This is a genomic window from Vibrio sp. 10N.247.310.98 (genome assembly GCF_041467395.1).
Taxonomy (GTDB): domain Bacteria; phylum Pseudomonadota; class Gammaproteobacteria; order Enterobacterales; family Vibrionaceae; genus Vibrio; species Vibrio crassostreae_C.
Genome location: NZ_JBFSUL010000001.1, coordinates 142921 through 165369, shown reverse-complemented (window position 1 = coordinate 165369; position 22449 = coordinate 142921). Strand labels below are relative to the sequence as shown.

Genomic DNA, 22449 nt, shown 5'->3' with positions numbered 1-22449 from the left:
GTAGCGAGAGCTGATACGTAATAACACGTTAGTACGTATTCAAAATTATAAAGGCCTCTATCTTGGTAATAAGATAGAGGCCTTTTGTTTTTCCATACCACACGAATCAACTAGCTTGCGCTATTCACTAATACTTAAATTGCGCGACAATCTTCTCTAGCTTCACACTCACACTCGAGACTTGTTCACTGCAACGCACCGACCCAGAAACCACAGTATAGGTATCACTAGCAAGGTGAGCGATATCAGTAATGTTTCGGTCAATCTCAACCGAAACCATCGATTGCTCTTCAGACGCTGTTGAGATCTGGCTGTTTAAGTCAAACATCTCGCCAACTTGAAAGTGTATTCCTTCTATCGCATTCACCACGTCTTTGGTTTGGTTTTTCACCAGCTCAGTTTGTTCTAAGCTCGCTGTCATCTTAGCGACGGTCTTGTCTATCCCAGTGGTTAAACCATGAATCGTAGATTCTATTTGATGGGTTGAATCATTGGTCATTAGTGAAAGCTCTCGTACTTCGGATGCTACCACAGCGAAACCTCGTCCATGATCGCCAGCACGCGCCGCTTCAATCGCAGCATTAAGTGCCAATAGGTTAGTTTGCTCAGCAATACCTTGAATAGTCGTCACCACCTGATTGATTTCACGGCTTTGTTCTTCAAGCTGAACGATGAGATCCTGAGACTCTGCAATGTTTTCTACTAAGACATTAATACTGTCGTTGGTTGATTGTGTCTTTTGTAGCGCTTGATGGGCATTTTCTTTGATCTTCTCGGCATTGGTTGCGGCATTTTCGATATTCGCCGTCACCTCATTACTCGTCATCACTAACTCGTTAACTGCCGTCGCTACCGATTCAGATTGCTGCTTTTGTTTCTCTGCATTGCTCATGCTTTTGACTGCCGCTTCTTCAGAACTGCATGAACTGTCTGTCAGCACCGTCATCACGCCGGATAGCTCTTTGATGTTGCCGTGCAGTTTATTGATGAAGGTATCGAACGAGTGAGCAAGTTGAGCCAGTTCGTCGTTACCTTTGGCGTTCATTCTGACAGTTAAGTCTCCATCTCCATTTGCAATAGACTCCATCATCACGTTTATCGCTTTGATACGACCCAGGATGTTGCGACCGATGAACACCAATAACAGAGAAAGCAGAGCGACGATAGCTGCACCAAACAGATGTAACATGTTTTGTGTGTTTCTAACTGCCGCTGTAATCGCTTGGCTTATCTCATTCTGCACTTCTTCAACGGCTTGTTCTGTTTGATGAACATTACTACGTAAGGCGCCTCTAAGCCCCAACTCTGCAGACAAACCTAGATTGCTGTTAGCAACCAACAGAGTTTCAACCGCGGCCTTATATTCGGAATAGGCTTGTTCAGTCGCAATCGAAGTTTGGGAGTAGGGTTCAAACTCAACAAGAGCATTGGTTAACGCCGCATTCGTTTGGCTATTAATATGTGCGAGGTAATGGAAGTCTTTTTCGATCAGCTCTAACAACGCAAGTTCCAGTGCCAAACTTGATTCTGATTCGATTGCTGATTTCAGCGCTGTTCTTTTTCCATCGAGGGTTGCGACAAAGCCTAAAGGTGGGGTTGTGCGTTCAATGTCGTTCACTTGATTGACGATCTGATGGAACTGTTTCTGGTACTGATGAAGGGTATCGGAGATTTTAGTCATTTGATCGGTAAGGTGAAGCTCGTGCGAGGTTAGGGTTTGGTTCAACGTCACCAATCTTTGATTCAATGTGTCGGCAGTTTTATCGAAACGCTCTGCGTATTTTTGATCGTGTCGAGACAAGAAGTCTTTCTCATGTCGCCTAAGCGTTAATAAATCGACTGAGCTTCTGAGGTTTTCGGTCGCAGCGAGCTCCAGTGATTCCAATTTGTCTAAGCTGAACTGCTCGTAGATGGCATAGATAAAAACAGAAATAAACAGGGTGAGGTTGATTAAAATAAACTTACTGCGAATAGAAAGAGACAGCGGTCTACGCTGAGGTTCCGATTGATTACTCATGGTTAATTCCCTTTAAGCCGGTGACGTTGATATTCATCTTTAACTTTTATTAATAGATTCATTAAATTGATGAATATGTAACTAATAGCTTATTGGAGTGTTAAATCAAGATTTGCTTTAGGAAAAGCTAATTTAAGACATGATACGTGTAGGTTTAGATGGTCTGAAGCGTGAAACCTGTATCGGGGACGAATTGGAATGGAAACTTAAGGATATAAAAAAGGTGCAGCTGATACTGCACCCATTTAACAAATTAACTAAGCACGAGTTAACTTTACGTTTACTGCTCGCCTTTGACGTCAAAATCTATCTTGTCTGCACCTGTAAAGACTTGGAAGCGCAAGCCTTTAGCACGAGCAATCGTTGTTATGCCGAACTTCTGCGCTAAATCTAAGCCCATTTGTGTAACGCCAGAGCGTGACAGTAGAACAGGGATTCCCATCTGCGCAACCTTAATCACCATCTCAGACGTTAAACGGCCTGTGGTGTAGAAGATCTTATCTTCACCTGTCTCTTTGTTAAGCCACATCTCACCAGCCAATGTATCAACGGCATTGTGTCGGCCAACATCTTCAACAAACGATAGAACCTTGTCGTCTTTGCAAACAGCACAGCCATGAACCGCACCCGCTTTCTTGTAGGTGTCGTTATAATGAGTCAGCGCTTCTAGAGCCGTATAGATTTCAGATTGCTTAATCTTGGTTTGAGGCACTTGGTAATCTTCCAATTGCTTCATCACGTTGCCATACATGGTACCTTGGCCACAGCCAGAGGTAACTGTCTTCTTCTTAAGCGCTTGCTCAAGTTGGCTCGTATCTTCTTTGGTGATAACCGCTGCTGAGCTGGTTTCCCAGTCGATGATGATTGATTCAACGGCTTCTGGATCAGAAAGGAAGCTTTGGTTTTTCAAATAACCCAAGACTAATGCTTCCGGGCGTGAACCCAATGTCATTAGAGTTACGATCTCTTTCCAGTTCAACATAACGGTAAGAGGGCGCTCGCACGCAATTTGTTTCGTTAGCTTTTCGCCATATTCATCAAACACTTCAACTTCGATGGTCTGAAGTGGGTTTTCACTGGTTTTTATTATGTTTGGTTTTACCACAGTCACGTCCTACTTAATGAGATAGCGATTATAAGGGATAAGAAGTTAGGCAAGAGTCATCATACGACTCTTTAGAATACATGCGTTCTCTGTCACTTAGTCAGTCTTAGCTTTAACTCAAGCATTTAGCAATTCTCATTCCAAAATAGCGGCTATTCGAGAAAACATGAAGCATTCGATTAAAATAGCGCAAAATATGAGAGTTCACCGAGACTAACTGTCTCAAACCAGCGCGATCGACTAACGTTATAGGGGTAACTTTACGACAAACGCACTAAAGACGGAGCAGGACTTAAAATGTATTGGCGTGTTTATTGCTTTATGGGGTGTATATGATTGCGCACAGTACAAAATGTCCTAAGTGCATTCAGACCAAAGAAAATCAATTGGGTGAAGTATGTCTGAGATAAAAGAATTCAAAGAACAATATGAAAAAACAGAAGCAGCTTGGCCAATCGGTGTCCAAAGAATAGAGAAAGAGATCAAAACTGGCATTTGGGTAACAACTCAATGGGAACTCATCGGTTTTGAATTATCACCTGAACATGAAACCCCAGACGTATGTTTGCTTCAGTTGCACAAAGACGAACGTACCGACTACCGCTTCAATCTAAGCTCTCAGCAACCTAAGCTATTCTTAGTTATGGATAATGTTGACTCCGGTAAACCTATTATTCAATTACTGACAGCATCACAAACAGTCGCAGGCCAATACATGGACGGAGATAACCAAGTATTGTCTTACGACATGCCATTGCCTGTACAAGCTTGGATGGAAGCATTCATCGGTCGTCATGGCGAGTTATTAGAAGCAAGACGTAAGAAACGTAAAGGCGCGGGTCGATCAAATGGCAACTAACTTTTTTAGCCGTTGGTCTCAACGAAAGCTTGATGAATCAACCGACCAACCTTTAGAAGCGCAACAAACGCTTGAGGAAACTGAGCTTACTTCCACTGAGGCTTCGTCTGCTGCTTCATCTATAGACGCAGAAACATCGGAGTCACTAGAACGTGGAACTTTGGAAAAAGAGTCTCCAGAACACGCTGTCGATTCTCAAACTATTGACTCTCAGGAGATAGCATCAGAAACGACTGAAGACTTGTCTGTTGCTCAATTATTGGTGTCAGAAGCTTCAGAAAGCGTAAAAAAAGCGGCATTGCGTAAATTATTCCTCTCAGAAGAATTCAACGTTCGTGATGGTTTAGATGATTACGACGACGATTACAGTAATTTGAAGTCTCTTTCTGAAGGGGTTGCGGAAACCTTGCGTGATTGGGTTAAAGACAAAACGGAAGAAGAAACTGCGCCAGAAGAAGAGCAAATCATTGATAATAAAGACGAAGGTGAAGTTTTAGAAAATTCTGAAAGCGATCTTGAGGTATCTGATAATAAACTTGAAACGTCAGAAAGTGCCGAAATAACCGAACAAGAAAAAGAACTGTATAAAAACACAGTATCGGATAATAACGCTACAATGTCAGACGAAGCAGACCTTAAAGAGGTGGGACAAAATATACCACACAAAGAATAGGTACATTTTGACTAAACACTCAATGAACCGCTTGCGACAAAATGTCCCAAGCGGTTTTTTTATACGCACAATAAACGTTATATAGGATTAAATCACTGAAATATAAGGCATATTAAATTGGCATGGCATTTGCAAAATAACGTTCATTATCAACTTTTTTGTAGATAGACGAGTTCACGGTCTGACGAACGACACACTGGCTAAAGGGTTAGTTGTTAACGGATTACTCAGCAAGTTCTCTCTCGCTTACTACAATAAAGGTTGAACAGATTATCCATGTCCAAAGATGGAACTGAGCAATGCTTAAACAATTATTAGAACAAGCAAATTCAAATAACGCTAAAGCAAGACTGTATGCATTTGAAAATACAGTTGAGTTAACAAATCTGATTCCACCTACTGTTAGCTACGAAAGCGGCGGTAATACACTTGTTATTGGTCCAACTGCGATCATTGAAAGTGCTGCGGCTCAATTACCTCAGTTAACAAGCCTAACACTGCTTTCGACAGATGGTGTGAAGGCGACGAATACTGAGTCAGAGCTTTACTACGCAAATGCTGTTCAGGTTTCAGGGTTCCTTGGTACGTTCGAAGTTCTAATCGAAAACAAAGGCCGAACCAATAACCTTGCAAAAGTAGCAATCAATCATGACTGTTTTGATGTGGTTTTGGACTTATGTCTGAATAGCTGCATGACTGAAGAAGTGCCTGTTCCTGGTTATTACCCAGTAGGTCGTGGTTATCCAAAACTGGCTGAAGCGTTAGAAGAAATTCCTACGTTAATGGGCACGTTTGATAAGCCTAAGTTCTTCCGTTTGGACACAGACCTATGTGCACACAGTTCTCGTGGTGTTAAAGGTTGTGAGCGTTGTGTTGATGCTTGTCCTGCTGGTGCACTTTCAAGTGAAGGCTCAGATAAGACGGGTCATAAGATCGAGATTAACCCTTACCTATGTCAAGGCGTGGGTACTTGTGCAACGAGCTGTCCGACAGAAGCGATTACCTATGCGCTTCCAAACCCTGACGACACTCAAAAGTTTATTGAACGTACGCTAGCGAACTATGAGCAAGCGGGCGGTCTGGATCCCATAGTGCTTATCTGTAGCTCGCGTCATGAAACCTATAACGTGATGGCACTTAAGGCGCTACCAGATAACGTGATTCCAATTGTCGTAGAAGAACTGCCATCTATTGGTATCGATACTTGGTTTGCAGCTTTAGTTAATGGCGCAACTCAGGTTCTGTTTGCCGCATCTCGCTTTATGCCAGAAACGATCATTCGTGTTCTGAATAACGAAGTAGGGATTGCTCAAGAACTACTAGATCAAATCGGTATTCCAAAAGAAACCATCGATATTCTGTACTTAGAATCTCTACGTGAATGTCCTCCAACACTTTGTGTGGATTCATTCGACCTTGCACTTGGCGATCTTCAAGGCAACAAGCGCCAACGTCTATTTACAGCACTTGATGCGATGTCTTCAGCTCGTATTCCTGTTGAAAATATTGTTGAGCTTCCGTCAAACGCACCTTACGGCAACGTTTCGTGTGATAGCAAAGATTGTACGTTATGTATGAGCTGTGTGGCTGTGTGTCCGACACGTGCGCTTCATACCGACGGGGCTTCTCCATCACTTAAATTTGTAGAACAAGACTGTATTCAATGTGGCTTGTGTGAAAAGGCATGTCCTGAAAATGTTCTGACTCTTACGCCTCGTATGAACTGGGTAAAAGAAGAACGTCAAAAAGCAGTTGTGATTCATGAAGAGAAAGCTGCGGAATGTGTACGTTGCCATAAACCATTCGCACCTCAGTCTATGATTGACATGTTACAGAACAAGTTACGCGGTCACTCTCACTTTTCAGATGAAGCAGCGATTAATCGTATTGCTATGTGTGAAGACTGCCGTGTGGTGGATATGTTCGATTCAATGGCTCAAGACCCATTGAAACAATTGAAATACTAGGAGTTAGCCTTGGAAACGAATTTGGATCAGGCACAAGAACAGACACTAAGAACTGAGATCTATTTGGTTCTATCCGCACTGTTTCGCAGCGCACCTTCTGAAGAGGTGATCGACTTTCTAAAAACACTCGATATTGAAGCGTCTGAAAGCGCAATGCAAAAGGCTTGGATTGCCATTCAACAAGCGGCAACAGAATCAAACCGTGAAGCTCTTGAAGACGAATATCAAGATTTGTTCATCGGTATTGGGCGTGGAGAAGTCGTTCCATTTGGTTCTTGGCATCGCACTGGCGCCATGATGGAAAAACCATTGGCAGAGATTCGTCATGACTTAGAGCTTTTAGGCATTGAGCGTGACGATCAAGTGAAAGAGCCGGAAGATCATATCGCAGCACTGTGTGAAGTGATGGCGATGCTAACGGCTGAAGAAGAAGCACTGCAACAGGCGGTATTCAATAAGCACCTTGGCCCTTGGTTTAACTCTTTCACGCGTCAGCTTGAAGGGGCAGAAAGCGCGAACTTCTACAAATCGGCCGCTCAACTGTGTGAAGCATTCTTAACGTTAGAACAAGTGCGTTTTAGCGTGAATACAAAAAGCAGTAAGCACAAATTAAAGATTGATGTGAAAAACGTCACTGATTACGAGTAATCGAGCAGTACGCGATTATATCGATAGAGGGGCATTAAGCCTCCAAAAAAAGATCTACCGTAAGGTAAGGAAGCAATGATGAAAGATAATAAAGATATAAATACAAGCCGTAGGGATCTACTCAAAGGCTTGACGACTGCAGCCGTTGCTGGTGCCGTTGTCGCTGGTACAACTAAAGTGGCAACCGCTTCAGAAACTGTTGAAATTTCGAAAGAAGACGTGAAGAAGACAGGGTATCGTGAGACGCAACACATTCGCGATTACTACGACACACTTTAGGAGATAACGGATGAAACTTGTCAAACGCTCCGATAGTGTGAGCAAAGAAACCAATCAGCTAGGTGTGTCTCGACGTGCCTTCATGAAAAACACTTCATTAGCTGCTGGTGGCGCAGTGGTAGGCGCAAGTCTATTTGCACCAGGTATGATGAAGAAAGCACAGGCTAAATCAGTCGATCCAGAAGCGAAAACAGAAGTGAAACGTACTATCTGTTCTCACTGTTCTGTGGGTTGTGGTATCTACGCTGAAGTTCAAAATGGCGTATGGACAGGTCAAGAGCCTGCATTCGATCACCCATTCAACGCTGGTGGACACTGTGCGAAAGGTGCAGCACTTCGTGAGCACGGCCACGGTGAACGTCGTCTTAAGTACCCAATGAAATTGGAAGGCGGTAAGTGGAAGAAGCTTTCTTGGGAACAAGCGATTGAAGAGATCGGTAACAAAGCGCTAGAACTTCGTAAAGAGTCTGGCCCTGATTCAGTTTACTTCCTAGGTAGTGCGAAACACAGTAACGAGCAAGCTTATGCATTCCGTAAGATGGCTTCGCTTTGGGGCACCAACAACGTTGACCACCAAGCACGTATTTGTCACTCAACCACAGTAGCCGGTGTTGCGAACACTTGGGGTTACGGTGCAATGACAAACTCGTTCAATGACATGCACAACTGTAAATCGATGCTGTTCATTGGTTCAAACCCAGCAGAAGCTCACCCAGTAGCGATGCAACACATCTTGATCGCGAAAGAGAAGAACAACTGTAAGATCGTTGTTGCGGATCCTCGTCGTACGCGTACTGCTGCGAAATCAGATCACTACGTTTCTCTTCGTCCAGGTTCTGACGTTGCGTTTATCTGGGGTGTGTTATGGCACGTCTTTGCAAACCAATGGGAAGACAAAGAGTTCATTAAACAACGTGTATTCGGCATGGACGAGATCCGTGAAGAAGTCGCGAAGTGGAACCCAGCAGAAGTTGAACGCGTAACTGGTGTTAGTGAAAAAGACGTATACCACACCGCGAAACTACTTTCTGAAAACCGTCCGGGTTGTATCGTTTGGTGTATGGGTGGTACTCAGCACACGACTGGTAACAACAACACACGCGCTTACTGTGTACTTGAGCTTGCGCTAGGTAACATCGGTAAATCAGGCGGCGGTGCAAACATCTTCCGTGGTCACGATAACGTACAGGGCGCAACTGACCTTGGCGTACTGTCAGACACACTTCCAGGCTACTACGGCTTGTCTGAAGGTTCTTGGCGTCACTGGTCAAAAGTTTGGGATATCGACTTTGACTGGGTGAAAGGCCGTTTCGACGACAACGCATACGGCGGTCAAAAACCAATGAACAGTGCAGGTATTCCTGTATCTCGTTGGGTTGATGGCGTACTTGAAGACAAAGACAAGATTCGCCAACGCGAAAACATCCGTGCCATGTTCTACTGGGGTCACGCGGTGAACTCTCAGACTCGTGGTCCAGAGATGAAAAAAGCGATGCAGAAGCTGGATATGATGGTTATTGTTGACCCATACCCAACGGTTGCAGCGGTAATGAATGATCGTACCGACGGCGTTTACCTGCTACCAGCAACGACTCAGTTTGAAACCTACGGCAGTGTAACGGCGTCAAACCGTTCTCTACAGTGGCGTGACAAGGTTGTTGATCCTCTATTCGAATCTAAACCTGACCACGAAATCATGTACCTGCTTTCTAAGAAGCTTGGTTTCTCTGATCAGCTGTTCAAAAACATCCGTGTTGAGAACAACCAACCACTGATTGAAGATATTACACGTGAATTCAACAAAGGTATGTGGACAATCGGCTACACAGGCCAAAGCCCTGAGCGTTTGAAAGAGCACCAACAGAATTGGCACACATTCCACAAAACGTCTCTAGAAGCAGAAGGCGGTCCAGCAAATGGCGAGACTTACGGTCTACCTTGGCCATGTTGGGGCACACCAGAGATGAAACATCCGGGTACACACATCCTTTACGATACGTCTAAGACGGTTGCTGAAGGTGGTGGTAACTTCCGTACTCGTTTTGGTGTTGAGTTTGAAGGTCAAAGCCTACTGGCAGAAGACAGCTACTCGAAAGGCTGTGAGATCAAAGACGGCTACCCAGAGTTCAGTGACAAACTACTGAAACAACTGGGTTGGTGGGATGATCTAACTGCAGAAGAGAAAGCGGCTGCTGAAGGCAAAAACTGGAAGACTGACGTTTCAGGTGGTATCCAACGTGTGGCAATTAAACACGGCTGTATCCCATTTGGTAATGCGAAAGCACGTGCGATTGTTTGGACATTCCCAGACCGTGTACCACTGCACCGTGAGCCACTTTACACGCCACGTCGCGACCTAGTTGCTGATTACCCAACGTGGGACGACAAAGAAGCTATCTTCCGTGTTCCTACGCTTTACAAGTCGATTCAAGAGCAAGACAAATCTGGCGAATACCCGATTATCCTGACCTCTGGTCGTTTGGTTGAGTACGAAGGTGGTGGTGAAGAAACCCGTTCTAACCCTTGGCTAGCAGAACTACAGCAAGAGATGTTTGTTGAAGTGAACCCGAAAGATGCAAACGACATCGGCTTTAAAGACGGTGACGATGTTTGGGTTGAGGGTGCAGAGAAGGGCCGTATTAAGGTGAAAGCGATGGTTACACGTCGTGTGAAACCGGGTCTGGCATTCATCCCATTCCACTTCGGTGGTAAGTTCCAAGGCGAAGATTTGCGTTCTAAATACCCAGAAGGCACTGATCCTTACGTTATTGGTGAAGCTGCTAACACAGCAACCACATACGGTTACGACCCTGTCACCTTGATGCAGGAAACGAAAGTAACCCTTTGTAATATTCGTAAAGCGTAAGGAGTCTTAAAATGGCTAGAATGAAATTTCTTTGTGACACCAAGCGTTGTATCGAATGTAACGGTTGTGTCACTGCATGTAAGAATGAAAATGATGATGCTCTGGAATGGGGTATTCAACGTCGTCGCGTTGTGACACTGAACGATGGCGAACCAGGTGAAAACTCTATCTCAGTAGCGTGTATGCACTGTACTGATGCGCCATGTATGGCAGTTTGTCCTGCAGACTGTTTTGAACATACAGAAGACGGCATCGTACTTCACAATAAAGACCTATGTATTGGTTGTGGTTACTGCTTGTTTGCTTGTCCGTTTGGCGCACCTCAATTCCCTAAACAGGAAGCGTTTGGTGAGCGCGGTAAGATGGACAAGTGTACCTTCTGTGCTGGCGGCCCAGAAACAGAGCCAGGTTCTGTTGAAGAGCGTCAAAAATACGGTGCGAACCGTATTGCTGAAGGCAAACTGCCAATGTGTGCTTCGCTTTGTTCAACTAAGGCACTGCTAGCGGGTGACGCAGAGAAAGTTTCTGATGTTTTCCGTCAGCGTGTTGTTGAACGTGGTGCGAAAGGTGCAGGTTGGACAGACGGCAACGACCTTTCTTACGATGCGACTAAGAGCTAAGTAGGAGAGACATATGCTTACAATGTTTAAGCGTCTCTTCCTTGTAGTGCTGCCAATGTTGGCAGCACTAACAATGCTTTCTCCTATGAGTCATGCATCTGAGACGAACTCATCACAAACTCAATCGAGCTCTGCTCAACGAGAAATCACACAACTTGCTGGCGCCGATTTTTGGCGACAAGTGAGAAACGGTGAGGAAGGTTACACCACATCTCAATCAGCTGAGCATGGTGTGTTGATCAGTACTCCAGGTCAAACGTGGTACATATTGAAAGAGAAGTGGATGTCACCAGCCGGTGCCGTCGCTATCTTTGGCAGTATTGCTTTCGTGACTTTGATGTACGTTGTGATTGGCCCGCTAATGCTAAGCGCGCCAAGAACAGGCCGTAAGATCAAACGTTGGTCTCGACTAGACCGTGCCTTGCACTGGAGTATGGCGTTTACCTTCTTAACACTGGCGTTCAGTGGTTTGATGTTGGTTTACGGTAAGCACTTCTTGAAGCCGTACATTCCAACAGACCTTTGGGGCTTCATCGTTCTATTGGCGAAGCAATACCACAACTACATCGGCCCGATTTTCTATGTGCTGTTGATGGCTGTTCTCATCAAGTGGTGGCGCAAGTCTATTTTCAAGATGGTCGATGTACAGTGGTTCATGAAACTGGGTGGTATGGTCGGGAAACATAAAGGTTCTCATCCATCTGCAGAGTTTTCGAACGCGGGTGAAAAAGCACTGTTCTGGCTATTGATTGTTATGGGTAGTGTGGCTGCGATCAGTGGCTTGGTTTTAGACTTCCCAATCTTCGGTCAAACCCGTCGAGATATGGAGCTCTCAAACCTAGTCCACATGTTGGCTGCTTTGATCCTTATCTGTGGTTTCGTGTTCCACATCTACATCGGCTTGTTCGGTATGGAAGGGGCACTAGAAGGCATGGTAACAGGCGAAGTTGATGAGACTTGGGCTAAAGAGCACCATGATCTTTGGTACAAAGAAGTGATGGAACAAGAGAAAAACGGCGTTGAACAAAGCGCTAACGCAGCAACAGAGAAAACGGAAGGGGTGAATAAGAATGAACAAACCTCATAAAGGTATTTGGGTCGCTTACATACTAAGCTGCTTTACGCCATTTACTTGTCTTCTCTCTGGTGTGGTTGCCATCATCTACGCGGGCTATCGTTTAGATAAAGGTGAAGACGGCGAAGTAGTGGATACCCATTACTACGGCTTGATTCGCTCGTTCTTCTTGAACTTGACGTTCTTTGTTGTACTTATCGTGACAGTAGCGACCTCTAATGGCGTGTTGATCGGTGTTAACGATTACTGGTATCAAAACCACATTATCGATGACATCGCTTACTACATCCCGTATGTAGGCATGTTGTTTGGTGGTGTTGCGATTGTGGTTTGGTTTATTCGTATGTATCAAGGTATGCAGCGTTTAAGTCAAAACCTACCGCAAAACCCGACAACAGGTCCAAACTTGTAGTCGAGCATAGACTTACTAGATAGCGAATTATCTAGCACAATAGTCCTTTTGAAAGCCCAATGATTTCGGTCATTGGGCTTTTTGTTTCTAATCAGCAACAAAACTGAATGAAGCATGGTATTGACCGCTTCAATATGGTGCAACTCCCTTAATTGGTGCAATTCTTGTTTCAATTTTTACGCTTATTAAGAACCAAGAAAGTGCACTAATAAATTTATGCGCTATTAATCAATAATTTAAAAGTAAAACCTGTTGCACGAAAATTACCCTTCACACTTGGAACGCATCTTGCGTTCACTGTTGAGTCTTTAATTAATTACAACATTGAATCGCACGATATCAGTGCAAATCAGATAAAGCGAAGGAGAATGCTTTAATGAGTGAAACGGTGACTCAAGTTCATAGTGCAGTACAAACCCTTACCCAAAGTTCAGATACTTTATTCCTATTACTCGGTGCCATCATGGTTTTCTTGATGCACGCTGGCTTTGCTTTTCTAGAAGTCGGTACCGTTCGAAAGAAGAACCAAGTAAACGCGCTCGTTAAGATCCTGTCGGATTTTGGTGTCTCCGCCATTGCTTACTTCTTTATCGGTTACTGGGTTGCTTACGGTGCACACTTTTTTGCAGACGCAGAAACACTTTCGCAAGGCAACGGATATGAACTGGTTAAGTTCTTCTTCCTAATGACATTCGCTGCGGCAATCCCAGCGATCGTTTCAGGTGGTATCGCAGAGCGTGCACGTTTCTACCCAATTTTGATTGCGACACTGTTTACGGTTGGTTTCATCTATCCATTTTTTGAAGGCATCATTTGGAACGGCAACTTTGGATTCCAAGATTGGCTAGAAGGCCAGTTTGGTTATGGGTTCCATGACTTCGCAGGCTCTGTAGTGGTTCACGGCGTAGGTGGTTGGATTGCTTTGGTTGCGGTTTACTTCTTAGGGATGCGTAAAGGTCGAATCCGTGCAGGCAAACACACCAACTTCGCGCCATCGAATATCCCATTCTTAGCACTAGGCTCTTGGATCTTATGTGTCGGTTGGTTTGGCTTTAACGTGATGTCAGCTCAAGCAATCAACGGCATCAGCGGCCTAGTGGCAATGAACTCACTCATGGCCATGGTTGGCGGTATTCTTGCGGCTCTAATTGCAGGTAAAAATGACCCGGGCTTCATCCACAATGGTCCTTTGGCTGGTCTCGTCGCTATCTGTGCGGGCTCAGATTTGATGCACCCACTTGGCGCTTTGGTGACGGGCGGTGTGGCAGGTGCGCTGTTTGTTTACCTATTTACTTATATGCAAAACAAAACACAGATCGATGATGTACTGGGTGTATGGCCTCTACACGGCGTATGTGGTGCCTGGGGTGGCGTTGCTGCTGGTATCTTCGGCCAACAAGCTTTCTGGGGTCTAGGCGGCGTGAGCTTTGCTTCTCAGTTGATTGGTACAGTCGCAGGTGTTGCTGTTGCTTTCGTCGGCGCGTTAATCGTATACGGTGTGTTGAGCAAACTAACAGGCCTACGCTTAAGTGAAGAAGATGAATTCAACGGTGCGGATCTTTCTATCCATAAGATCTCTTCTATCAACGAAGACTAACGTTGTTCACTTGGTGGGGTAAAGCACATCAAGTAGACAACTGTTGAACAGAACTAAGCGGCTTCGGTCGCTTTTTTGTTTCTATGGATAGCAAAACAGAGAATTTGAGTAACAACAACCACAACTATCAAGCGAGTTATGTCACAAATAGCCAATGAATTCAGTTGCCTAAGACTATGGTCTAATCCCCAAAACTATTGTTGGAATTTGAACAGTGCTAAGCTGTTACAAAGTGACATATCTAAAAGGACGTTATATGCATTTCCCATATCGAAATATCGTAATTCTTACTGGCGCTGGCATCTCTGCAGAGTCGGGGATACAAACATTCCGAGCACAAGACGGGCTATGGGAAAACCACAAAATCGAAGATGTAGCGACGCCTGAAGGGTTCGCAAAAGATCCTGACTTGGTACAAGCCTTCTATAACAAGCGTCGTCACGGCCTGCAAAGTGAGAGCATTCAGCCCAATTCAGCCCACAAGGCGCTAGGAGAGCTAGAAGACAAGCTTGATGGCAAAGTTACCATCATTACTCAAAACATCGACAATTTGCACGAGAGAGGCGGTAGCAACAACATTATTCACATGCATGGTGAACTTTTAAAAGCGCGTTGCAGTGAATCCAATCAAGTTGTAGAGCACAAAGGCGATATTGAAACGGGTGAACTTTGTCATTGCTGCCAAATCCCTGCACAAATGCGTCCACATATTGTTTGGTTTGGCGAAATGCCACTAAGAATGGGCGACATTTATTCCGCACTGGAAGAAGCGGATCTGTTTATCTCTATCGGAACTTCAGGTGTTGTTTATCCAGCGGCAGGCTTTGTTCACGATGCGAAAATGCATGGTGCACATACTATCGAGATAAACCTCGAACCAAGTGCGGTTGAAAGTGAATTTGAAGAGAAGCGCTACGGCAAGGCGAGTATCGAGGTGCCTAAACTGGTTGGCGAGTTATTATGTACAGAGAAAGGTTCTTTAACGGCCTAAGCCTTGTCTTTAATAACACACATCAGTTTCTGAATCTGAAAAAATAAAGCGGCTTACGCCGCTTTATTTACTTAACTTCTTAACTAACAATAACTTAGTTGTTTACTTTAAGTTTTTGGAAGTACTCGTCATAAATAACGCTCGCTTCACCAACTTCATCTTGCCACACACCGTTATCCATCACTGATTGTGGTGGGAAAACGTTCTTGTCTTCAGCAAATTCTTTAGGAAGAAGAGGGTAAGCGGTTTTAACTGGTGTCGGGTAACCGATCTCTAGAGCAATTTTCGCAGCGTTCTCTGGGCGAAGAAGGAAGTCGATCATCTTATGAGCCGCTTCAGTGTTCTTAGCGCCTGCTGGAATTGCTAGGCTGTCCATCCAAAAGATAGCGCCTTTTTCTGGCCAGATAATGTCAATCGTTGCGCCTTCTTGGCGTGCCATGTAAGCAGAACCATTCCAAAGCATACCAAGAGACACTTCACCTGCTAGGTAAGGGTTCGCTGGGAAATCTGAGTTAAATACCAATACGTTTGGCATTAGCTTACGAAGTTCTTCGTAGGCTTCTTTGATTTCTTCAGGGTTAGTCGTGTTTGGAGAGTAGCCCAGTTTAGATAGAGCGATATGGAAAACCTCACGAGAGTCATCCATCATCATCAGTTGACCTTCCCACTGCGTATCCCACAGATCGCCCCAGTTTTTAACTGAAGACTTGTCTAGCATGTCTGAGTTGATACCAATACCCGTCGCACCCCAGATGTATGGGATTGAGTAGTTGTTATTTGGGTCAAATGGCTTATCTAAGTAATTTGGATCCAAATCTGCAAAGTGGCTTAGCTTGGTTTTATCAAGCTCTTGAAGCATGCCTTCTTTACGCATCTTAGAAACGAAGTAAGTAGAAGGAACCACTAAGTCGTAACCCGTACCTTGAGTTTTTAACTTAGCGTACATGCTTTCGTTAGACTCATAAGTTGAGTAGTAGACTTTAATGCCCGTCTCTTCTGTGAAGTCTTCTAGTACTTCATTTGGAATATATTCAGACCAGTTGTAAAAATACAGTTCTTGGTCAGCTGCGAAAGAGGGTGTAGAAAGTAAAGTAGCAGCACACAATGCGCCGGTATACAGTGTTTTTTTCATTACTGTTCCGTTCATTTGTTTGATTTGGAGCTGGGTAGTGAACCCAAGGTAAAGGATTTCGAAAAATCGCGCTATATTATAGCAGCGATATAATAAAATAGGCAGCCTAAGCTGCCTATTCATTGATATTCTTATTTTTAACTTATTGATTATCTACGTTGACCTGTTAAGTAAACTGGTTACTTAGCCACAGTTAGATAATAAGCTAAATTACTGACCTGCTTTAAGTTTCATGAAGTAATCTTCGTACTTCACTGTCTTATCGCCAACCGCAGCTTGCCATTCAACACGATCAAGGTCTTCTTGCGATGGGAATAGCGCAGGGCTATCTTTGAACTTCTCGTTAGACGCTTTAACGGCCGTTAGGTAGCCTGTGTCACGAGAAATTTGCTCAGCAATTTCAGGGCGAAGTAGGAAATCAATCATCTTATGAGCTGCTTCTACGTTTACCGCACCAGAGCTAATCGCAAAGTTATCAACCCAACCGATACCGCCTTCTTTAGGGAAAACCAGTTTGATTGGTAGACCTTCGTTTTGCGCTGCAGCAGCAGAACCGTTCCACAGCATACCAAGACCCACTTCACCAGACATGTAAGGCGCGCCTGGGTTGTCTGAGTTAAATACTAGAACGTTTGGCATAAGCTTTTGTAGCTCAGCGTACGCTTCGTCGATCTCTTTTTCGTTGGTTGTGTTACCAGAGTAACCTAACTTACGCAGTGCGATGTGGAACACTTCACGAGTGTCGTCCATCATCATCAGTTGACCTTCAAGCTCTGGCTTCCATAGTTCAGCCCAGCTTTGGAAATCTTCTGGATCGTACATGTCAGTGTTAACAGCAAGACCTGTGATCGCAACTACGTGTGGAATAGAGTAGTCGTTGCTTGGGTCGTACGGCTTATCTAGATAGTTAGTATCTAGATTCTTGAAGTTGTTCAGCTTAGTTTTGTCGATCTTTTGTAGCATACCTTCGTCACGCATCTTAGATACGAAGTAAGTCGACGGCACAACTAGGTCATAGCCTTTGTTGTGTGTTTTTAGCTTTGCGTACAGGGTTTCGTTCGACTCGTAAGTCGAGTAGATCACCTTGATACCAGTTTCATCAGTGAACTGTTCTAGAATCTCACTGTTGATGTAAGGTCCCCAATTCATGAATACCAATTCTTTGTTATCTTTTGCAAATGATGGTGCAGATAACATTGAAAGCGCACATGCACTACCAGCTAATAGAGTAGCCCATTTTTTCATTGACGTTAGCTCCAAACTAAACGTTGCCCGAAGGCAGTAGATAGAAAAACAGAATGGCAATTTACCATTCTGTTTATGATTAACATTTTTTTTGAACTTGAAGTCTCTTAACTTCTTAATCAAGCCAGTCTCTATATAGAGTAGGAGACTTACTTGATTTTTTCTCTCGCTAATGACTGAGAAATGATCACCAGTATTAACGACACCACTAACATTACTGTTGCTAGGGCGTTTACCTCAGGAGAGATACCCACTTTAACCATTGAGTAAATCTTCAGTGGTAAGATTTCATACGTTGGGCCGGTTACGAAAGAGCTAATGATTACATCGTCCAAAGACAGAGTGAAGCTCAATAACCAACCCGCAGCAACCGCTGGCTTAGCAAGAGGCAGAATGATCTGTTTTAGAATCGTCCATTCACTTGCACCTAAGTCTTTTGCTGCTTCTAGCATCTTCACATCGAAGCCATTCAAGCGACTGTATACCGTTACTACAACAAACGGTAGACAGAAGGTAATGTGAGCAGCAAGTAGGGTAAAGAACCCAAGTTGAACACCCATTACCAAGAATAGCGCAAGAAGCGAAATCGCCATTACGATATCTGGAGACATCATTACGATGAACAGCATGCCATTTACGATGCCTTTACCTTTAAATTGGTAACGGAATAGGGCTACTGCTGTAAGGCTCCCGACAATCGTTGCGGCTGTTGCTGAGAACACCGCTACGTTGATCGAGTGCCACGCAGCCTGCATTAGGCTGTCGTTGTTAATAAGCGCGTCATACCATTTAGTGGTGAAGCCACCCCATTTCATACCAAACTTATTGGCATTAAACGAGTTAGCGATCAATACGATAATAGGTAGGTATAGAAAGGCGTATACCAGCGCCATAAAGCTGAACTTAACTGTGCGCCCCATTAGTCTAGCTCCACTTTCTTGTTCAATAGCTTACCTGCTCGGTAGTAGGCATACAGCATCACAGCCATTGCCATGGTCAGTGCGATACTCGTCGCTGCGCCAAACGGCCAGTCTCGAGCGTTGAGCACTTGGCTCTTAATCACGTTACCAATCAATAGGTTCTTAGCTCCGCCTAATAGGTCAGAGATGTAGAACATACCTAACGCTGGCAGTAGCACTAACAAACAGCCGCCAATAATGCCCGGCATTGTTAGTGGTAGTACCACTTTCAATAGCGTTTGCAGTTTGTTCGCACCTAAATCTTTAGCCGCTTCTAAATACGTATCGTCCAGTTTTTCAATCGCTGAATACAGCGGCAGAATCATAAACGGAAGTAGGATGTACACTAAACCGATCATTACTGCGGTTTCTGAGTACATGATACGTAGCGGTTTATCAATGATATCTAACGCTAACAAGCTTTTGTTCAAGACACCTTGCGTACCCAGTACAATTTTTAATCCGTATGTACGAATCAAAGAGTTCGTCCAGAATGGTACTATCACTAGGAACAACATGATTGGACGCCACTTCGCCGGCATTTTTGCCACGATGTAAGCGAATGGGTAACCAATAATCAAACAAAGTAGGGTTGCGACAATTGCCATATAGAAAGAGTGCATCAACACTTTAAAATACAGCGGGTCAGCCAAACGCACGTAGTTATCGAGAGTGAAGGTCATCTCGATCAAGTTCGCTTCATCACGAGTTAAGAAGCTAGTACCAATGATCATGATGTTTGGAATCATCACGAACAACACTAACCAACCTGTGATTAAAGCAACAATTGCGTTTTGTAAATTAAACTTCTTGCTCATCTTCTAATACCACTTCCCAGCTCTCAACCCAAGTTACTGCAACTTTTTGGCCCAGTGAGTGATCAACATCAGGGTCATCTTCGTTGAAGAATTCGCTAACCATGACACGCATACCAGATTCAAGTTCTACGACTGAATCTAATGTCATGCCTTTATAGGTTCGCTCGACAATGTGGCCAACAATACCGCGTTGCTCTGACTCTTTAATTTCTTCGATTCGAAGATCTTCAGGGCGAAGCAATACTTGCAGTTTTTGACCCGGTGTTACGTCTTTATCGTGATAGATAATGGACTCTTCACCTTCGATTGTCGCAACAATGCGTTTTTCATCTTGACGAGATTTCGCTGTCGCTTCGAATACGTTAATTTCACCAATGAAACGCGCTACAAATAGGTTCTTAGGCTCTTCGTAGATCTCTCTTGGTGTTCCGTCTTGTTCAATCACGCCATCACGCATAACAATAATACGGTCAGACATAGACAGCGCCTCTTCTTGGTCATGCGTTACAAAAATGAACGTGATACCAAGTTGGCGTTGTAATTGTTTCAGCTCGATTTGCATCTGTTTACGTAGTTTGTAATCCAGAGCAGATAGAGATTCATCCAACAAAAGAACTTTAGGCTTATTAACGACAGCACGAGCGATTGCGATACGTTGCTGTTGACCACCAGATAGCTGGTGTGGCTTTCGTTGTGCCATTTGTTCTAGGCGCACCATTTTCAAAGCATCCATTACACGAGGTTCAATCTCGCTGTTTGGAACTTTCTGCATGCGTAAGCCAAATGCCACATTGTCGAAAACGGTCATATGCGGGAATAGGGCATAGCTTTGGAATACAGTGTTTACATGCCTTTGTTCAGCAGGAACTTGGGTTACGTTTTGTTCAGCTAATAGTATTTGACCACTATCTGCCGTTTCAAAACCCGCAATCATTCTTAGCACGGTTGTTTTACCACAACCTGATGGGCCTAAAATCGTGAGAAACTCACCATGATTTACGTTTAAATCCAGATTGCCGATGACTTCCTTACCATCGAAACTTTTACTGATGCCAGTTAGCTGTACTACTGGCTTTCCTACTGATTTTTTAGCGTTCAACGTCTGTTTTTCTCCACCTTGGTTCTATTTGAGACCTGTTGCTATACACCTTTAAGGCGCGCATCATAATCACCAAAAACGTGAATTCAAAGCATTTTTTACCTTTCGAAGATAAAAAATTTCGCAGGTAAAAGTAAACATCCTTTACCATACTGTTATTTACTGGGTCTACACCCTAACAAGTGTCTAATTATTAACCATTAAGACGCAAAAGCAAGCCTTGTTACAGATTCATATTTTAGTTTGTATCCGACATATGAGTATAATGAAGGTAATTTTTTATCAATAAGTTAGGTGGCTTCGCTTAATCGGCACACCTAGGTATCAATATGAACAACGACATCGAAAAAGATTTTAATTTGGGCGGTAGTATCAACCGTGCACTTTCTGGCGATTATGAGCTCAAAGCAACGGCTGTATTCCAAGAAGCTTGGAAACATACGATAAGTCACTTTCTTTCGTTTTCCCCAGCGATTATTGCTTTGATGTTTGTGCAGCTCGCTATCTTTTATATCGCACTAAAACTACAGCTTGGTGATCCTGCGGTTATCTTGGATGCGGTTATCGACCCAGAGTCGTTCACGCCACAAATCGTTGAATCGATTTTTATTGCGAACTTTAGCTATGAAGTGATCAGCGCGCCTATCTATGCCGGTATCTGTTTAATGGCAATGAGCCACGCCGCTGGCCTACAAACCAAAGTACGCCACATCGGTAAAGGTTTGCAGTTTACGGTTCCGGTTATTCTAGTGACTTTGTTTAGCCTAATGCTTCAAGGCATCGCAGGTATGATTCTGCCGTTTCTGTCGATTTACTTCTCACTTGCATTCAGCCACTCAATCCTGTTGATTTGCGATAAGAAAGTACCACCAATGCAATCGCTTCTGCTTTCTCTGCGTGCTGTCAACAAAAAAATCTTCACCGTTGCTTCTATCTACCTATTAGTAATGCTGATGTTCATCGTCGCGGCAATGATGTACGGCATTGGCCTTATCTTCGTTTTACCTTTCTTCTTCCACGTGAAAGGGATTCTTTACCGCGAGATGTTTGGCATTAAACTCAAACTGATCGCGTCAGACAGACCAAAGAGCGACGACGACCACAACGGTAGCAACAATAAAGACCCACAGGTATTCGATGCATAACAACTCTAAATTAAGCGCAAGTAAATCACTTGCGCTAAAAGTGACAGCATTAGCCTTAGTTGGCTCGATCTCGTTAGTTGGCCCAATGCTTTACCAACAAGAAGAAGAGCGCAGGCGAGCGGGGCAAAAGGCTCCAGACTCAGAGCAAAACTTTGGTGACTTGACCGTCTCTTCTGATAAGCCAGATTTCGCAGCGATTGAAGATGTAAATAAAAAGAAAGACACCTTCTTTTCTTATCTTCGCCCAAGTATCAACATCGAAAACAAGCGAATCACCAAAGAACGTGCGTTTCTAACCAAGCTTTCAGAGACGGGGTTGAACAATGTTGACTCTGAAGACGCGTCATACGCAAAGAGACTAGGGAAGCTGTATAGCCTGCCTGTACCTTCATCGGGCTTAGATGACGCTTGGCTGAAAGAAATGTTGAATCGTGTAAACGTGCTACCTGAAGCGCTTGTGTTAACTCAGGCGGCCAATGAATCAGCTTGGGGTACATCTCGTTTCGCCACTAAAGCAAATAACTATTTTGGACACTGGTGTTACACCAAAGGTTGTGGCCTTGTTCCGCTACAACGTAACGAAGGTAGCTCGCATGAAGTCGCAACATTCTCTTCAAGCCAAGAATCCGTACATCGGTATTTCATGAACCTTAATCGTAATCGTGCTTACGCCGATCTAAGAGTGATTCGTGCAAAACTTGATGCGCAAGGTGATGATCTTTTAACAACCGCAACGGCGACAGAGCTCACCAATGGCTTGTTAAAATATTCTGAGCGAGGTTCCGACTATGTGACTGATTTACAAGCTATGATCCGTCACAACGAGGTATACTGGAAAAAGTAACTCATTTTGATACCAACTTGGTTGCCTTCGATAGTCGGCTTATACCAGTAATATCACAAAAAGAGCAGCTCATTGGCTGCTCTTTCTATTTATAAACG

General features: G+C 44.0%; 20 protein-coding genes. 13 read left to right on the top strand and 7 right to left on the bottom strand.

The features are described 5' to 3' along the window. Window positions 1-127 precede the first annotated feature (127 nt). Both AB6E78_RS00660 and AB6E78_RS00655 read right to left on the bottom strand, forming a co-directional pair. Window positions 128-2017, bottom strand: coding sequence for a methyl-accepting chemotaxis protein (locus tag AB6E78_RS00660; RefSeq protein ID WP_372111325.1), 1890 nt, complete (start codon window positions 2015-2017; stop codon window positions 128-130). 280 nt (window positions 2018-2297) lie between these two features. Further along, window positions 2298-3122, bottom strand: a complete 825-nt coding sequence (locus AB6E78_RS00655) for a formate dehydrogenase accessory sulfurtransferase FdhD (RefSeq protein WP_017063873.1) — start codon at window positions 3120-3122, stop codon at window positions 2298-2300. A 397-nt stretch (window positions 3123-3519) separates the two neighbouring features. On the opposite strand from AB6E78_RS00655, the gene AB6E78_RS00650 reads away from it, so the two are divergent. The 11 genes from AB6E78_RS00650 (at window position 3520) to cobB (ending at window position 15109) form a co-directional block, all read left to right on the top strand. Then, window positions 3520-3981, top strand: a complete 462-nt coding sequence (locus AB6E78_RS00650) for a DUF3305 domain-containing protein (RefSeq protein ID WP_017059618.1) — start codon at window positions 3520-3522, stop codon at window positions 3979-3981. Continuing rightward, a complete protein-coding gene (locus AB6E78_RS00645) occupies window positions 3971-4654 on the top strand; it encodes a DUF3306 domain-containing protein (RefSeq protein ID WP_102320204.1) in 684 nt (227 codons plus the stop codon). The genes AB6E78_RS00650 and AB6E78_RS00645 overlap by 11 nt, the downstream gene beginning before the upstream one ends. A gap of 299 nt (window positions 4655-4953) precedes the next feature. After that, entirely contained in the window at window positions 4954-6621 is a 1668-nt protein-coding gene (locus tag AB6E78_RS00640) for a 4Fe-4S dicluster domain-containing protein (protein ID WP_372111321.1), read from the top strand. Between the two features lie 9 nt (window positions 6622-6630). Further along, window positions 6631-7269 carry a molecular chaperone gene (locus tag AB6E78_RS00635; protein ID WP_017059621.1) on the top strand — a complete coding sequence of 213 codons (639 nt, stop codon included), beginning with the start codon at window positions 6631-6633 and terminating at the stop codon, window positions 7267-7269. A gap of 78 nt (window positions 7270-7347) precedes the next feature. Further along, the gene (locus AB6E78_RS00630; protein ID WP_008217926.1) at window positions 7348-7548 is read left to right on the top strand and encodes a twin-arginine translocation signal domain-containing protein; all 201 of its coding nucleotides are present in this window, start codon (window positions 7348-7350) and stop codon (window positions 7546-7548) included. Window positions 7549-7558: 10 nt separating this feature from the next. Then, complete coding sequence (locus AB6E78_RS00625) at window positions 7559-10414, top strand: formate dehydrogenase subunit alpha (RefSeq protein WP_017063869.1); 2856 nt, start codon at window positions 7559-7561, stop codon at window positions 10412-10414. Window positions 10415-10425: 11 nt separating this feature from the next. Further along, window positions 10426-11034, top strand: a complete 609-nt coding sequence (gene fdh3B, locus AB6E78_RS00620) for a formate dehydrogenase FDH3 subunit beta (protein WP_004742271.1) — start codon at window positions 10426-10428, stop codon at window positions 11032-11034. Window positions 11035-11047: 13 nt separating this feature from the next. Further along, window positions 11048-12121 (top strand): formate dehydrogenase subunit gamma, encoded by a 1074-nt coding sequence (locus tag AB6E78_RS00615; RefSeq protein ID WP_017068194.1) that lies wholly within the window; start codon window positions 11048-11050, stop codon window positions 12119-12121. Further along, a complete protein-coding gene (locus tag AB6E78_RS00610; protein WP_017059624.1) occupies window positions 12105-12521 on the top strand; it encodes a hypothetical protein in 417 nt (138 codons plus the stop codon). Before AB6E78_RS00615 ends, AB6E78_RS00610 begins: the two co-directional genes overlap by 17 nt. A gap of 376 nt (window positions 12522-12897) precedes the next feature. Next, window positions 12898-14118: an ammonium transporter gene (locus tag AB6E78_RS00605; protein WP_102427718.1), complete on the top strand. Its 1221-nt coding sequence runs from the start codon at window positions 12898-12900 to the stop codon at window positions 14116-14118. Between the two features lie 256 nt (window positions 14119-14374). Continuing rightward, the gene (gene cobB / locus AB6E78_RS00600; RefSeq protein WP_017063867.1) at window positions 14375-15109 is read left to right on the top strand and encodes a Sir2 family NAD+-dependent deacetylase; all 735 of its coding nucleotides are present in this window, start codon (window positions 14375-14377) and stop codon (window positions 15107-15109) included. Between the two features lie 94 nt (window positions 15110-15203). On the opposite strand, the gene AB6E78_RS00595 is transcribed toward cobB, so the two are convergent. The 5 genes from AB6E78_RS00595 to potA all read right to left on the bottom strand — a co-directional run bounded on the left by AB6E78_RS00595 (window position 15204) and on the right by potA (window position 20362). Continuing rightward, a complete protein-coding gene (locus AB6E78_RS00595) occupies window positions 15204-16241 on the bottom strand; it encodes an extracellular solute-binding protein (protein WP_017059627.1) in 1038 nt (345 codons plus the stop codon). A 210-nt stretch (window positions 16242-16451) separates the two neighbouring features. Then, on the bottom strand, window positions 16452-17486 hold the full coding sequence (locus tag AB6E78_RS00590; RefSeq protein WP_372132213.1) for an extracellular solute-binding protein: 1035 nt from the start codon (window positions 17484-17486) through the stop codon (window positions 16452-16454). Window positions 17487-17635: 149 nt separating this feature from the next. Then, complete coding sequence (potC, locus tag AB6E78_RS00585; RefSeq protein ID WP_017059629.1) at window positions 17636-18406, bottom strand: spermidine/putrescine ABC transporter permease PotC; 771 nt, start codon at window positions 18404-18406, stop codon at window positions 17636-17638. Next, on the bottom strand, window positions 18406-19263 hold the full coding sequence (potB, locus tag AB6E78_RS00580; RefSeq protein WP_017059630.1) for a spermidine/putrescine ABC transporter permease PotB: 858 nt from the start codon (window positions 19261-19263) through the stop codon (window positions 18406-18408). The genes potC and potB overlap by 1 nt, the downstream gene beginning before the upstream one ends. Continuing rightward, complete coding sequence (potA, locus tag AB6E78_RS00575; protein WP_017059631.1) at window positions 19247-20362, bottom strand: spermidine/putrescine ABC transporter ATP-binding protein PotA; 1116 nt, start codon at window positions 20360-20362, stop codon at window positions 19247-19249. Before potA ends, potB begins: the two co-directional genes overlap by 17 nt. A 329-nt stretch (window positions 20363-20691) precedes the next feature. Here potA and AB6E78_RS00570 point away from each other — a divergent pair, with 329 nt between their 5' ends. Next, on the top strand, window positions 20692-21507 hold the full coding sequence (locus tag AB6E78_RS00570; RefSeq protein ID WP_017063864.1) for a membrane protein: 816 nt from the start codon (window positions 20692-20694) through the stop codon (window positions 21505-21507). Further along, the gene (locus AB6E78_RS00565; protein ID WP_372111318.1) at window positions 21500-22351 is read left to right on the top strand and encodes a glucosaminidase domain-containing protein; all 852 of its coding nucleotides are present in this window, start codon (window positions 21500-21502) and stop codon (window positions 22349-22351) included. Before AB6E78_RS00570 ends, AB6E78_RS00565 begins: the two co-directional genes overlap by 8 nt. Window positions 22352-22449: the final 98 nt, after the last annotated feature.